Annotated in this window: 8 protein-coding genes; all 8 read right to left on the bottom strand. The window is 53.7% G+C overall.

Annotation, left to right across the window (positions count from 1 at the left end; genetic code table 11):
- Positions 1-13: 13 nt before the first annotated feature.
- The 8 genes from EDD53_RS00150 to EDD53_RS00110 all read right to left on the bottom strand — a co-directional run bounded on the left by EDD53_RS00150 (position 14) and on the right by EDD53_RS00110 (position 14,905).
- A complete protein-coding gene (locus tag EDD53_RS00150; protein WP_123791190.1) occupies positions 14-1,150 on the bottom strand; it encodes a TAXI family TRAP transporter solute-binding subunit in 1,137 nt (378 codons plus the stop codon).
- 25 nt (positions 1,151-1,175) lie between these two features.
- Positions 1,176-2,177 (bottom strand): NAD(P)H-dependent flavin oxidoreductase, encoded by a 1,002-nt coding sequence (locus EDD53_RS00145; RefSeq protein WP_123791189.1) that lies wholly within the window; start codon positions 2,175-2,177, stop codon positions 1,176-1,178.
- A complete protein-coding gene (locus EDD53_RS00140; RefSeq protein ID WP_123791188.1) occupies positions 2,174-3,793 on the bottom strand; it encodes an AMP-binding protein in 1,620 nt (539 codons plus the stop codon). The genes EDD53_RS00145 and EDD53_RS00140 overlap by 4 nt, the downstream gene beginning before the upstream one ends.
- Entirely contained in the window at positions 3,790-4,569 is a 780-nt protein-coding gene (locus EDD53_RS00135) for an enoyl-CoA hydratase/isomerase family protein (protein WP_123791187.1), read from the bottom strand. The genes EDD53_RS00140 and EDD53_RS00135 overlap by 4 nt, the downstream gene beginning before the upstream one ends.
- A complete protein-coding gene (locus EDD53_RS00130) occupies positions 4,566-5,756 on the bottom strand; it encodes a CaiB/BaiF CoA transferase family protein (protein WP_123791186.1) in 1,191 nt (396 codons plus the stop codon). The genes EDD53_RS00135 and EDD53_RS00130 overlap by 4 nt, the downstream gene beginning before the upstream one ends.
- Positions 5,753-6,499, bottom strand: coding sequence for an enoyl-CoA hydratase/isomerase family protein (locus EDD53_RS00125; RefSeq protein WP_123791185.1), 747 nt, complete (start codon positions 6,497-6,499; stop codon positions 5,753-5,755). The genes EDD53_RS00130 and EDD53_RS00125 overlap by 4 nt, the downstream gene beginning before the upstream one ends.
- On the bottom strand, positions 6,492-7,436 hold the full coding sequence (locus EDD53_RS00120) for a hydroxymethylglutaryl-CoA lyase (protein ID WP_123791184.1): 945 nt from the start codon (positions 7,434-7,436) through the stop codon (positions 6,492-6,494). Before EDD53_RS00120 ends, EDD53_RS00125 begins: the two co-directional genes overlap by 8 nt.
- A 1,619-nt stretch (positions 7,437-9,055) precedes the next feature.
- A complete protein-coding gene (locus tag EDD53_RS00110) occupies positions 9,056-14,905 on the bottom strand; it encodes a DUF11 domain-containing protein (RefSeq protein WP_123791182.1) in 5,850 nt (1,949 codons plus the stop codon).
- Positions 14,906-15,041: the final 136 nt, after the last annotated feature.

The following is a 15,041-nucleotide window of genomic DNA, read 5'->3' as shown; positions in this document are numbered from 1 at the left end:
GACCGCAGCTTTGTCAAAGATGCGTGGCGCGGTATTCGGCCCAAAAGGCAGGCCAATCCTTATCCGCAAGACCTTGATCATCTGCCGCTTCGCTGGCGGCATCCCAAGCGTTTTTCACTGCGGCCATACGCGCAATGCGCTTGGTGTTCCACGCTTCGTCTTCTTCTGTCCAAACGCCGATTTCTTGGAAATAGCGTTTGGCCCCATCATGACAGGGCGCATCATAGGGTGGGTGTCCTGCCTTGTTCGGATCGTAATTCACCATGACAGGGGCTGCGTCTTTGTAGTTCGGGTAACTTTCGACGATGGCCTTAGTGATTTCATAGACTTCGTCATCAGACGTGTCCGTGAGCACCGACAAAATAGGGTAGCGGTAGCCGACCAAAGACACAGGTGCATCAGGTGTCGCACCCGGTCCTTGCAGCATGGTCGCAGGGGCAAATAAGGGGGCGGTTGAATTGATCCGATCCCAACCTTCTGTGTCATCTGCGGGCACTGGCAACCAGCCGATCCCCTTTGAACTTGCTTCGATTTCACGCAAGATCGATGCGCCGACAACAGCCCCCGCTGCATCAACAGTGCCATCCAGAACCGCTTGTAGACCTTGCGAATACCCGGGGACTTCGACGGCCTCGACATCATCCCATGTCAGTCCTGCGAAGGCCAAGACGCCTGCAATTTTGAAGTTGGTCGACGGGTGTGCCTGAATGCGAGCCACGCGTTTGCCTTTGAGATCGGCGATTGATTTTGGACCATCACCTGATGTGACAATACCAAATAATGCCTCACGTCCCATCAAAGTCCGAATTTCTTGAGGGCCCCATTCACGGGTGGAAAAGTCAAATAAAGCTTCTGTAGCGAAATAAGCTTCATTCGCCATATAGCCCAGCGAGACACGCCCAGATTTCAGCATCATCATGCGGCCGACCGATGTGCCTGAGGGCACAACCCTGATCCGTGATCCATGTTCTTCAATCAAAGCATTGGCGATTGCTGTGGCTTCGATATAGCCCGATGATCCGACATCTGCGGCGGTCCATTGCATTTTGCTGGCAAGTTCGGCGTGTAGTGAGCCTGGCAAAATCATCGTTGCCCCTGCCGCCATTGTTGAGCGTTTCAAAAACGCCCGTCTTGTTAGGTCGCTAATCATAGTCCTCTCTCCTCCGTTATGCGGGTCACTCCCCTACCCGCTGGGTTTTACAGGGCGTTTCAGCCCCGTGGGTCAGTTGTGGTAATCTGGAAATGCAGTGAGCATATTCGGTCGCGATCTGGGCCACGACTTGTGCTGCGGGCAATATGGCATCGACCAACCCCGCGCTTTGTCCCGCTTCGACCTTGCCATGCGCGATGTCGCCGTCATGCGCTGCCATTTTAAGTGTGCTGGCAAAAAACAAGTCTCGGCGTTGGTCTTCTGGGGCTGCGGCGCGTTCGAGTGCGGCCATTTGTTCTGAAAACGCATTGGACAATGTGCGGATCATGCCAAGCCCTTGCCCAACGGTGAGCGTATCGGCAACGCCTGCGCTGATTATGGCCTGTTTATAAGCGGGACTAACCCCTGCTTCTGGCGTGGCGATAAAGCGCGTCCCAAAATTGGCGGCCCCTGCCCCCAATGCCATTGCCGCAGCAAGACCTTGGCCATCGACCAATCCGCCAGATGCAATCAGCGGAATTTTATTGCCCGTTGCTTTGGCGATAGCGCGAACCAAAACCAGTGTTGAAACCAAATCCGCGGGGGGGTGCCCCCCTGCTTCGCCGCCGACGATGATCAGCCCGTCGACACCCTGCGCTATGGCTTTGAGCGCATGCGTTTCGCGCGCCACGACATGCAAGCAGGTGGTGCCAATGGCCTTGAAACGTTCAAGATATGTTTGCGGCCCGCCTTGTGAGGCAATGAGAATAGGAATGCGCTTGGCTTCCAGCAGGTCCAGAACCTCCTGTGCGCCATTACGGTAAAGTGGCATGTTCACAGCAAAGGGTTTGTCTGTGCCTGCACGAACTGCATCTATCGTGTCAGCAAGATCTTGCAGTCGCATTGGCCCTGCCGCAATCACACCAAGCCCACCCGCGCGCGACACGGCCAGTGGAAGGCTTGCATTTGACGAGGCCCATGACATGCCTGCCTGCAAGATCGGCAGATCGATATTCAGCAATCTGGTGACATCTGTTTCGATCTTCATGACACATGTTCCTTGCCCAAGAGCTGCAACGCATAGTTGGCCAGTTTGTTCTTTTGGATTTTGGACGATGCGGTCATGCCGATCTTGTCGAACCCATCTACGATCCAAACATGGCGCGGAACTTTGAAACCCGCCATGTTTGCGCGTGACCAATCCATCAATGCCTCGGGCGTCAGATCTGCACCTTCGTTCAAAATCACGAAGGCCGCGCAGACCTCGACCAATCTGTCATCTGGTACGCCGACCACTTGCGCCTGTTTGATGCTGGGATGCATGTGCAGGCGGTCTTCTACTTCTTCGGGTGACACATTTTCACCGCCAACGCGCACGATGTTTTTCAAACGGCCCACAAATTCAAGGCGCCCATCGGCCCCCATGCGGCCCAAATCACCCGTGGCCAACCAACCGTCAGCCGATAGGGTCTGCGCCGTGATCTCTGGCATATCATAGTAGCCTTGCATCACAGACCAGCCCCGCACGCGGATTTCGCCGATATCACCGAGGGGCTTCTCAGCGCCTGATGTCGGATCAATAATGCGAACATCTAAGCCCGGTTGAGGACGCATGCGACCGCCTGTGCGAATGTCTTCGGCCTCCCACCAGCAAGATTGCGCGATATTGGGCGAGGCTTCTGACAGACCGTAGCCTGACACGATTTCTTGTGCGCCCATTTCACGCGCGACCCGTTGTAATACGACCTGCGATCCTGCGACCCATCCCCCACGCAGATGCAGCTTACGCGCCGCGCGTGTCGGGTGGTTCAGCAACATCAAAGCCATTGTGTCATTGCCAGAAAAATGCGTGCAGCGTTCTTGTTCTAACATATCCAAGGCCTGTTCTGGTTCGAACCGCAGCATTGTGACCAGCGTGCTCAGGTTTTGCAGACAGGCGAGGATTGACAGCGTGGTGCCTGCGACATGAAAGAACGGGCGGGCCGAATGAAAGCGATCCCCCGCGCGCAGGCCGATCCTTTGTCCCGATACAAAACCGTTGCCCAGCATGTTGCGATGGGTCAACACAACACCTTTTGGAAAGGCCGTGGTGCCAGAGGTGTATTGAATCAGCAGAGTATCATCAGCGCAGGCCTGTGGGCCTGGATCAGTCGCGGCTGCCGTCATGAAATCTGCATAAGAACGGCAGGCCGCAGGCACAGTGTCGCCTAAGACAATAATATCTTGCAGATCTGGCAAGGTCGCGTCAGGCAACTGCGTGTCGATACTGGGTGCAATGCTGCGCAGGGTTGCGATGAAATCTGCATTCAACAGTTTGTCTGCAGTAAACAGGCGCGAGACCCGCGATTGGCGCAAAGCATAGGCGATCTCATCAGCCTTTAGCCGCGTGTTCACAGGCACACAGACAGCACCCAAAGATCCAAGCGCCAAAAAGAGCGCCTCAAAGGCAATGCTATTGCCAAGACACAGGCCCACATGGTCGCCTTTTTGCACTCCGCTTGCAGCCAATGCAGCGCGCGTCGTGGCAACACGTTGGGCCAATTCTGCAAAGCTCAAGCGTCCGTCTGGGGCAACCAATGCTTCTATGTCGGGGGCCAGTGCTACCGCACGCGCCAAGGCCCCTTGCACGGTAACGGGACATATTGTGTCGATGACAAAACTCATGATCGCGCAGCCTTTTGGCCTGAACCGATCCGTGCATCAAAGCGCTCAATCGTTCCGCGCCAATCACTTTCTGACAGCATCCGGTCAATGGCGGCCAATTCAATCGTGATCCCAGAATTCAAGTCTGTACGGTATCCTGCATCAATACAATGCTTGGTCAATTGGACACACAGCGGTGGCGCGTTTAAAATTTGCGCGGCGGTATCATCGACAGTTTGCGCCAGCTTATCGGCTTCGGTCAGCGTTGTGATAAGGCCAATGCGCGATGCTTCTTGGGCGTCCATGATGCGACCTGTGTACAACAACTCTTTTGCGCGGGCGACACCCACCACACGTTGCAAACGTTGGGTCGCCCCCACAGTGCCCCATTGGGGTTCTGGAAACCGAAAAGTAGCATCCTGTGAGGCGACGATGAAATCACAACTCATCGCGATTTCTCCACCAGACCCCACCAAAGCCCCTTGCACTTGTGCGATAACGGGGCGCGTACAAGCGCCAATCATTTCATAGGCGCGAAAGGCGGTGCGTCGGCGCATCATCACCCAAGCTTCATCATGGCCTTTGCGTTCTTTCATATCGGCACCCGCACAAAACACGGGCCCTTGTGAGCGCAGAACAACCACACCGACCTCTGGCTGTGTCGCGATCTGCTCAAAGGCTTCGATCAAGTCTTCGCACATCGGCAGATTGACAGCATTGCGGGCCTGCGGGCGGGTCAAAATGACATCAGCACGCTTGCCTGTGATCTCGAGTTGGACTGTTCCATTCTGGGTCATGCGACGATTCCTTTGTCGTAGAGGGCGGTGATCTGGTCTTCTGTGAGCCCCAATTCATCGCTTAGAATTTTATGTGTGTCGGCACCAAGTTTGGGCGGCGCTTCAAAGCGGTGCGGATCATACCCCGAAAAACGCGCTGGCGTGCGCAGGCCAAGGGTCGGGCCGCGTTCGGGATCATCGAAGTGATCCACCATACCGCGTGCTGTGATATGCGGGTCTTTCAAGATATCAGGCACAGTGTTGACTTCGCCTGCTGGTACTCCTGCTGCGCGCAAACTTTCGGCCAGCTCAAAACGGTCGCGCTGTGCGATGGCCGCAGACAGGGCCGCCGTCACTTCATCGCGCCGCTCAACGCGCTGACGGTTGTGCGCAAGGCTGCTATCTTTGGCCAATTCAGTGAGCCCCAAGACATCGCATAAGAGTGGCCAATGCTGATCTGATGCAGAGATAAACAACCACGCCCCGCCATCGCATTGATAGGCAGCAGAGGGCACGCGCCCCAGATGTTCGGTGCCTACCCGTTTGGGTGTTTCCCCCAAGGCAAAGTGACGCGCGGCTGGCAATGTGAGCATAGCCACCTGAACATCCATCATCGCCAAATCCACATGGCAGCCTTTCCCAGACCCCGCACGCCCCACCAGCCCTGTGAGCGCAGCTATGGCGATCCATAGCCCAGATGTCAGATCCGCAAAGGGAAGCCCCACTTTTGCAGGCGGCCCATCGGGATGCCCCGTTAGGTCAATCACCCCTGACAAGGCCTGAAAAATCGTGTCATAGCCCTTGCGGTCTTTATAGGGGCCCGTTTGGCCAAACCCTGTATTCGAAATATAGATCAGCCGCGGATTGACAGCTGACAGGGCTTCATAGCTCAGACCGTGTTTTTCCATGCCGCCAGGCAAAAAGTTTTCGACAAGCACATCGGCTTGGGCCGCAAGATCAAAGGCCAACTGTCGCCCTGCGTCTGTTTTCAAATCGACAGCGATAGAGCGTTTCGAGCGGTTGAACGCGGAATAATAAGCGCTTTGCCCACCATCGAACATCGGTTCGAAACTACGGCTTTCATCCCCTATGCCTGGGCGTTCGATTTTAGTGACCTCAGCACCAAATTCGGCAAGGATTTGGGTTGCCATTGGCCCCGCCAAAACCCGCGAAAAATCGATAATGCGTATGCCATCAAGGGGCCTCATGACTGTGGCTCCCGAAAGGACCGCATCACTGCGTTTACGTCACGACCTTCCCGCATCGCAGCCTCAAGGGGCAAGTCTTCGACCTTATAGAACAAAGACTTTGCCGCTGTCATCGCACGCGGTTCATAGCCTGCCCAAATTTCTGCGATCTCAACCGCCGCAGGCAGCGGATCGCCATCAACAACGCGGTTTATCAACCCCATAGACAGGGCTTCATCGGCATTGATAAGACGACCAAGTGAAATCATTTCAAAGGCTTGCTTGCGCCCTAGAGCACGCACAATCCCTGTCATGACCAAGGCTGGCAAAATAGAATGTTTCAATTCGGGATAGCCAAATTTCAAGCTACGTGAGGCCACAACCATATCACAGCCGATGGCAAGTCCTGCCCCGCCACCAACGGCGGCCCCTTGTACGGCGGCCACAACAGGTTTGCTCATGTTCTGCATCGCCATTTGCGTGTGGCATGTCAGATCGGCCCGTGCCTCAACGGCTTCAGCGTGCAGAGGTGTCAGGGTTTTAAATTCTGATAGATCAGCGCCCGCGCAAAAGCCGCGCCCCGCGCCCGTCAGAACAACAGCGCGCACAGTGTCATCAGCGTCAGCATCCTGCAAAGCATCCAGCAGCGCTTGGGTCAAACCCGTATTCAACGCGTTCAGTTTATCTGGACGGTTCATGGTCAAAATGCGTATAGCACCACGGTTTTCGGTCAAAATTAATGTGTCTTTGTTCACGTCAAACATCCATTTTTTCTAAATCTTCAGACCGCCAAAGCCCTGTGCGGGCGACCCGCGATAAGAGTTTGCGACCAAGGGCTATTTCGCAAGCCTCAGAGGCGCGCATGACGGCATCAAGGTCTAACCCGTGCTGCAAGCCCTCTGCGTCAAACAATGTGACTAAATCTTCTGTTGCGACATTGCCTGTATCGCCTGATCCGTAAGATATCTTTGTAGGGTGCCCCCCGACGCCGCCCATAGCGCTGTCAAAATGTGACACACCAGCATCAAGCGCGGCATAGCAATTGGCGATGCCTGTGCCACGTGTGTCATGCATATGCGCCACAGGAATTATATCTGGCACCTCATTGAGCAGCCGTTTGAACAATGCATTCACAGTTGTCGGCATGCCTGTTCCAATGGTGTCGCCAATCGTGACCAATTCGCAACCAAGCGCTGCAAAGCGTGCCGCATCTTCTACGACCTGACTGGGGTCGACTGCGCCCTCAAACGGGCAACCTAGAGCCATTGAAATCACGCCAACCATGCGAAATTTGCCCCGAGCAAGATCGGCCATTTTTTCGACTTTTTGCCATTGGTCTGCACGGTTTGTGCGTAGGTTTTTCGCTGTGTGGCTTTCAGTCGCTGAGACAAGAAAGCTTAGTTCTTGCGCCCCATGTCCTGCATCGAGATCCGCCAAAGCGCGTTCAACCGCGCGCGGATTTGGACAGGTTGCCTTATGGTCGATGCCCAAGCGCCTTGGCAGTTTCGCCAAAAGATCAGAGGCATCCGCAAAGCATGGCACATGCTTGGGATGCGCATAGCTGGTCGCTTCGATGCGACGAAAGCCTGCGCTTTGAAACATCTCGATCAGCGCGATCTTACCCGCTGTGTCAGGAACTTGCGGTTCATGTTGCAGCCCGTCGCGAGCAAAGCATTCACATATAGTAATCGGGTTGATCATGTTGCGCCTCCATTAGTTGCTAACATCAACTAATTTGTAATGTGAGTCAACTATAATGCGAACTTGTAGAGACTTTGGCGACGTCAACGCGGCAAATCCAATAGACTAACCCCAAGACAACGCTTAACTTTAGTTAATTAAGTCAACTAATATTATGGGCATCCGCTAGATCAAAAATCCCGTCCTAGCACCTTGCGGTGAGCAGAAATCATGCCACAGCATCAGTCAGCTGGCGCCAAGCCTATCGTTATATAGGCCCGAATCATGATCCTGATTGCTTTGAAATACGAGGTGAGCACGCTGTGCCTATGGGCTTACTTCGCTTTAAATCCAGACAGTCGAAAGCAAGGCTTGCCCTTTGCCCACAGCCTCAAAGTCATCATCCTGAATTTAAACGAGAGGACCTGTCGCGGTTTGATGCCGCTCCTTTGATCGCATTTCCTGCACCAAAGCAGACCCACCATTCACTGCCCGCAAGCGATGGCAAAGCAATCTGCCTAAAGCGTGACAGGTCCAGAGCAATATATCCTTTAGACTACAGGCAATATCCCTCAGAGACGAAGCCCTCGCACGCTTTTGCGATATAGTTTTAGTCGAAGAATAAAGGATATTTCTTATGATTGATGCCATTGGAAAAACTATGTCCCGCTCTAGAGCGGCCACTCACAAAGAATTTGCCTGTATTAGCCTTGGTAAGTACAGCCAGATCCAAGGAGAGTTACTCTGGGAACAGGGGAATATCGCGTGCATCCGGCATTGTTCAGAGGTCCGCGTTGGAACGCGTATCAGAACAGCCCAAAGAAGCTTTGTAAAATGACTGTGAGCATTCTGAGGGTCGATGCCTCAGATATTATTCACATTTCATGTCGCCCGAAATGATGTAGAGAGCTTCGATTTAGTCACGGCACTCTTCCCCGATATTATTATCGCTGACGTTCACGTGCCTAGACTGGATGGTTTCGATTTCATCAAGGTAATTCGACGCGATACGGGCAATAGACCCCTACCAATCTTGGTCCAAAGTGGGGAGCAGTTCAGCGAGCCCCATGATCTTGCGAGACAAACTGGCGCGAACGGGTGGCATAGAAAACTTGTGACACTGTCCCCCTCGTCGTCACAGCGAGACAACGCGTTGCATAGTGAAAAAGTAATGCCCTGAAACCTCAAACACCCTCTGCAATGCGGAGGGTGTTTGAGGTTTCAGGTCGACATCAGAAGAAATACCGATCTACGGAGCCACCTCCCGAGACCCGTCGATTGGTGAGTTTCACGTCCCAAACAATTGACTGCACAACGTTGCCTCATATCGCTTAATTAGTCGCGGCAATATTTTGTGCCCCCAAGTGACGATGCCGTTATCTGAGGCGGTCTTGTTCTACCTTTCCGACGCGCTGAACCTGCCCCCAAAAGCCAACTCCATCGGTTGGTATCCCCCAGTGAGCAAAGTGGAAACTTCCGCACCATACCGATCCATCTCGCCTTTCCGATAACAGCAGTATTCAAACGCATGAAACTGTGGCGGGGGCAGAGTGGACAGCCCCCCCCAAATTCGTTTGCACTCAATATGTTTGGGGAGGATGCACCCATCAGAAAGACGCCTGCATCCAACCAAATTTGCATTACGGCGCAATTTGCACTTGGAACGCGACATTCCCACGTGACCCTGGCAAGAAAGCCCCGACACAATCCCATTCCAGATTGCCTGCATATCCGGCAGAATTGCCAGAAGGTGTGATAAGCGTACAGATCATATCGCCAAGAGCAGATGGTGAGACAATCGGTGCAAACAACTCTGTGTAGGGCGGCGTGCGATCATAGATTGTAATCTCACTCGCAGGCGCGGCAGAGGGGTTTTCAACCGTAATACTATACTCCAATACATCGCCAACGGCCCCGCCATTGCGCACCCCTTCTGCGCCACCTTGGGTGATATTGCGTACAGTTTTGTACAATCGTAAAGCGCCTGTAGAGGCCTCCGTGGTCAGGCGGTCCGTGTTGCGATCCAACTCGCTAACACCGGTCGCGCCATAGGTCGTTATCGCATCGAGTTGCACCACATAGCTGGCGTTCGGGCCGATCGAGGACGACGCAGAAACGCGCAGCACCAAACAGATCAGTTGATCCGGAGATGTCGTCAAAGCGCCCGAAATCACGGTATCAGCCGTACCATCGCAATTGGTATCCTCAAACAAGGCGTGCGAATACCCACCTGCGGGGGTTTCAGAAAGAGGCGTCACAGAAAACGCGACACTGCCCTCGGCGTCCACAATAAATTCATGACGTAGCTCAGCGACTTGACCAGCCCCGATGACGCCAGATTGATCTTCGCGCAGGCGTGCCTGTTTTAACACCCCGACATCAAGCCCCGCATAATCCTCATCAGGATCAGGGGTAAAGGTGAACCGCCCATCGCGTGGGTCGGTGTTGACCCCAAAGGGCAGTGCCGCAGGTGTTTCGGAAATCACCAGATGGGTTGCCGCAGCTGTGACCTGAAGGGTTACAGGACCAGCAAAGCTATCGGGTAAGGTCAATGACCAAGTGCCATCGGCGGCAACTTCAGGACTATCTATCAAGGTTCCAGCCCCATTAAAGACCTCTACTTTGGCTGCTGGTGTCCCGACCTCAAGGCCATTTTGAACGCCATCAAACGCCGTGCCACTGCCTGCGCCGTTGTCTTGGAACACGGTTCCCGAAAGAACAGAGCCGCCGCCGACAAAGGTCACAGTGACACTGGCTTCATCGTCATCGGCAATCCCGTCCGACAAATCATCCGTCAAAGGTCCAACAGCAGGGTCACTGTCTGGATCATTCAATGACGAGGCGATGATTTCAGCCACATTGGTATGCTCACCTGTTGCATTCATGGTTGCACGAATGGTCAAACTGATGCTGCTGCCAGCAGCCAAATCGCCAATGTCCCAAACCCCAGTACCAAGATCATAGGTATCGCCAGAGGCCGCGGCCGTGTCAGAGACATAGGAAAATCCATTTGGCAACAAATCTCGCACTTTCACACCTGTCACGGCATTTGTGCCATCGTTGGTGACCGTGAGATTGAAATCGATTTCAGTTCCTTCTTGCGCCTCTGTGAGGGGCACTCCATTGGTATCAAGAGCCACTTTTGTGATCGATAAGTCAGCCGTGGATGCAAATCCAAAATCATATCCGCTTGATCGGCTTCCTGCTGTGACACGCACATTGGGATAAGGGTTTTCTGACGTGATTTGCGCGCCGATGGGCAAATCTTCATCGGCTTCATCCACTTCAATTCGGTAGACACGCAGAGCCGATAATCCTTCCAGAGTAAACTGCCCTAAAGAATCGGTTTGCGTTGCGGCGACCAAAGTATCATCTGATAGGTTCTCTGGTGTGGAATTGTTATCATAAGCCGATACGGTGATACCTGCGATACCAGTCTCAGAGGGGCTATCTGGCGTCCCTGAAAGATTGCTGTCATTGTACACTAGGCCTTGAACGGACCCTTCGGGTGGCAAAGGGCCGAAACGCGATGGACAGGATGCTGCGTTGACGCGGTTTTCGCTCGGTAAGGTCAGGGTATCAATCACGGTCGCTGCGCCATCGCCGTCGCCTTCAAAGCCCACATCGACTTGGAACACTTCGTTGGTGTTGTTTTGGTTGATGTAAAAGCGTCCGTAGTAATCGAACCAGACAGCACCATAATCTGCCGTAAAAGTCGCGGGCCCGAACTCAACGATGGACGTCGCACCTGCGGTCCCTGCGAGCGGGTCAAAATAGAACAGACGATTTGTTGTAGCATTTATCCCATAAAAGAACCCATCATTCGGGTTATAGGCTATGTCCGCCACACTCAAAGGGGCCGAAAAGGTCAGTTGACCCAAATCTAAAGGCGCGAATGGATTTGACAGGTCAAGCAGCTGGAAAGCATTCCCAGAATTCACGCGGTAAACCATGATGCCGTTTTCCATAATGTCGCCCGCACCGTCGCCAATAGCCGCCGTGGTGGGGATCGTCGAAATGACAGTAAAGTTCCCCGAGGAATCGACCCGCACCAAATCGCGCGTTCCGTTGACGACGCCATAAAACAAACCGTCTAGGGCGTTGTATCCCCAAGCGGCATTGTAATCGACCCCTGCAGGAGTGCCCACAGTCGCATCGGCAATGGTGTATCCTCCAGCGCCATTTTCAGTGAACACGAGCTCTTGCAATTGCGAACTGATCCCAGCCACGCGGTAGAGCGTGCCATCACATAGAAACGGCACAGCTCCTGCGGATAGACGGACCTGATAGTCCTCAACCTCGCCATCAAAATTCAATCCATCAAAAGGATCTGTCGCCACAGCGCTGGATGTGGACCAGCGCACACGGGCAAAGGTGAGGCCGCTGACAATGGTATTTGGTACCGCGATATTCATGGTAATTTGGTTGTTAAACACGCCGTCAGCGTCTCCTGCTCCGCCATCGCGGTAATCAATGGCGACCTGTTCACTGGTTTCAAATGTGCCGCTTTGGTCCCAATCGATCCACAGCTGCAAATTTGTTACCCCTGGGCTTAATACTGGTAGCCCTGCGTCATATAGGTTCGACAATGTTTCATGGGTCTGAACCGTTAAGGAGACGGTGGTTCCAGCTTCAAGCACTGGAAAGACAGCGATGGAATCTTCGTCATCCAAACCCGATAGGTCGTCTGCATCCGCCCCTGAGCTATGCTGCGTGAGAACCTCGGTATCAGGCAGGCCCGCACCAAGGTAGATGGAGGGCACAACAATATGACGTGGGTCACCGTAGCTTGCAGGCGCATCACCACGGTCGACCAAATCAGTTTCAGCGATCACCAAAGAATAGTCCTCAACTTCCCCATCCACGGCGAAACTGGACACAGGTAAGCCAGTTTCACTTGAATATCTAAAACGGGCGAATGTTGTCGAAGTGGTTGCATCAGATGGGACGGTCACGGTGATCTGGATGACACCATCACCAGCCAGATTGTCGGCACCGGTGCCGTTATCTTGCAGGTCGATCGCGATCCGTTCCCCCAAGGTTTCTTCGAACAGCCCATCACCGTTGAAATCGATCCATGCTTGCAAAAACCCATTGCCAGTCACGCCGACATCCACGGTACTGATTGTCCCCTGCGTGAGGATTGGAAACATCACGCTGTCTTCATCGTCTGTCCCCAAAAGGTCATCTGCTGTTGCAGTGGCGTCTGATTGGGCGATCGCTTCGATATCAGGGGGAACTGATCCCAGATATACACTTGGGACAGTGTCAACACCGTGTGCGGCCACGAGATATGATATTGGCGCATCGCTGAAATCCACGCCAAGCCCATCGAAAACAGCAACCAAAACTTTGGCACGGTCACATTGCAGTGGGTCAAGAACATCACAAATTTCATAGTCGATCTGGTAGGTGCCTGACGGAACGTTTTCAGGAACGATAACGCGCCCTGCATCAAGGCCTGTCTCAACCAGATAGGGCACAGGATCGTCTGAATTCACGGGCTGGGCTGCGGTCAAAACCTCGAGAGTGACGTTCCCCGAGGTCGCAGGCAAACCATTCACTGTATCATTTGCCAGCACCTCACCTGCCGTACCGCCCAGCAAGGTATTCACAGGCGTGGCTGTGTAGTCGTCATCTTCGGCGACAACAGTGGCGGAAGTGTTGCTGATAGCGCAAAAGGTAAAACTCGTTCCACGTGTCGCAGCCGTTGTTGATGTGCCCGTGTAACCATGAATAAAACGTTCCTGAGTGAAGGTAGAATATTCATAAGTCACATAGTTATCAAAGGCACTTTCGTTTGCTTCCTCGAGCCAATCCAATGGGTTCCCCACCTTGGCGGGATCCATCGTATATAGGCTACCGCCAGATGGGTATGATGCTAAGGGAGCCGTGTTGAACAGCGAAACCACGGGGTTTCCATCGAGAAATCCAACAACATCAGTGGAATCTTGTGCGCTGCCGCGGCTGTCTACATCCAAGTGCTGCGCGATAACGCCCGAGATCCTGCTTTGTTCAACCAAGGTACCCAGTGGCGCACTTGGCACCGCAGAACCATCTTGAACAAGGCGCACGTTGTAAATGACATAACCGTTCTCACTTGGGGTCATCCGCGCATCAAGCGCAGTATCCAATACGATAGACGTTGCATTGCTGACTTCGGTGAATTCAACAACCATATCCAGCGCATTCCCATTGGTGTCGGTGGTGACATTGTCAAACAAATATATGTCGCCCACTTGCACATCGAAGCTGTTTCCAGACCCTGCAAGCTGTGTGCGCGGTTTGGCAAAAACATTCTCGGGGGTACAAATCTGTGGGTCGGTGGTGCCAAGGAGGCTACTGGTGACCAAACTTGCATTTTCAGTATTTGACTGAAGCCGCGACACAAAAGGCTGGCCAATCGCGCCAATACCCGCCGTGGCAGTGCTATCGACGGCCCCCGCAAGCACATCCGCTGCGGTCACGGTGTAACTGCCTGTACAGGTGACAGTGCCTCCGGGCGCAATCGGGGCCGTAATAGCTGGACACGTCACCGTGCCGAGTAAACTGTCCTCGATGATCATGTCTTGATTGGGATTAAACGGCAAGGCGCCTGTGTTTTCAACAACGTAGGTATAGGTGATGGTATCCGCTTCAATCGCTGAATTCGGCGAAACCGACCGCGTCAGATTGATGCTTTGATCGACGGTAAATCCGACATTCCCAAACATACCAATGCCGCGCGCGCCTGGGTTATAACTGGAGAACACACTGTAATTGCGTACATTTTGGATCGATTCATCGTACCAAAATGTCGCCTCTGACGTGCCGTTTGGAAACGTCGCGCGCACCGACCCCGTAGAGTCATTGGGCGAAGTTGGCGACACGGTCGCTCCTTCGATGTAGATACATTGTGCTTGGTTCGCGCCTATTGTCCCTGTGAGCCCTGACCCTGGTCCTGGCCCAACAAGAACCGATGGCGTTGCAGAGAGTGTGGAAAAGGTCGGATTGCCATTGTTACCAAACCCCGTCACAAAATCGCATCTGTCCTCTCGAGAGTTGTTGTCGGTGCTATCGATATCGAGCACGTCAATCTCGAGACTGTCGACGGGAAAAGCCACGCCGCCTGATTGCGCGCGCACTGTTGCTGTTATTCTGTTATCTCCGAACGCGCCCTCATTGGCACGAGCGTCCCCAACAACGACAAGAGATTCAACATTTCCGCCAAAGAAATCAACATCATCTGGCGATGGCACGACCGCGCCAGTACCGTCGACGTAACTTTGGAAGGTCCCTGACAATTCTGCTTCGACATCAATTTCGAACCCGTATTGATCGGACCAAGTCCGCGTCACCGGCCCTGTAAAGCCTGCAGGCCAATCAAACGTGCCCCAGTCGACCTGAAATTCCCCCGCGGCCACAGGGCTGACAGGGGCGAAGCCCGTCAAAAATATGGAAAGGCTGATATTTATGGCAGACTTGGAAAGCCGCGACAAAGGCTTATTCACGGGGGCACCTCAGAGTTTCCCAGAAAGTATAGACCTCAGGACGAGACATTCCTTTGGGATGAGAATGACCCGCGCGCATACTGAGGGCTGCGACACTGAGCTCTAGTTTCTCAGAAAATTGCGGGTGCCGCCTCTT

This window comes from Pacificibacter maritimus, assembly GCF_003814915.1.
Taxonomy (GTDB): domain Bacteria; phylum Pseudomonadota; class Alphaproteobacteria; order Rhodobacterales; family Rhodobacteraceae; genus Celeribacter; species Celeribacter maritimus.
This window is presented reverse-complemented; position numbering and strand designations above follow the sequence as displayed.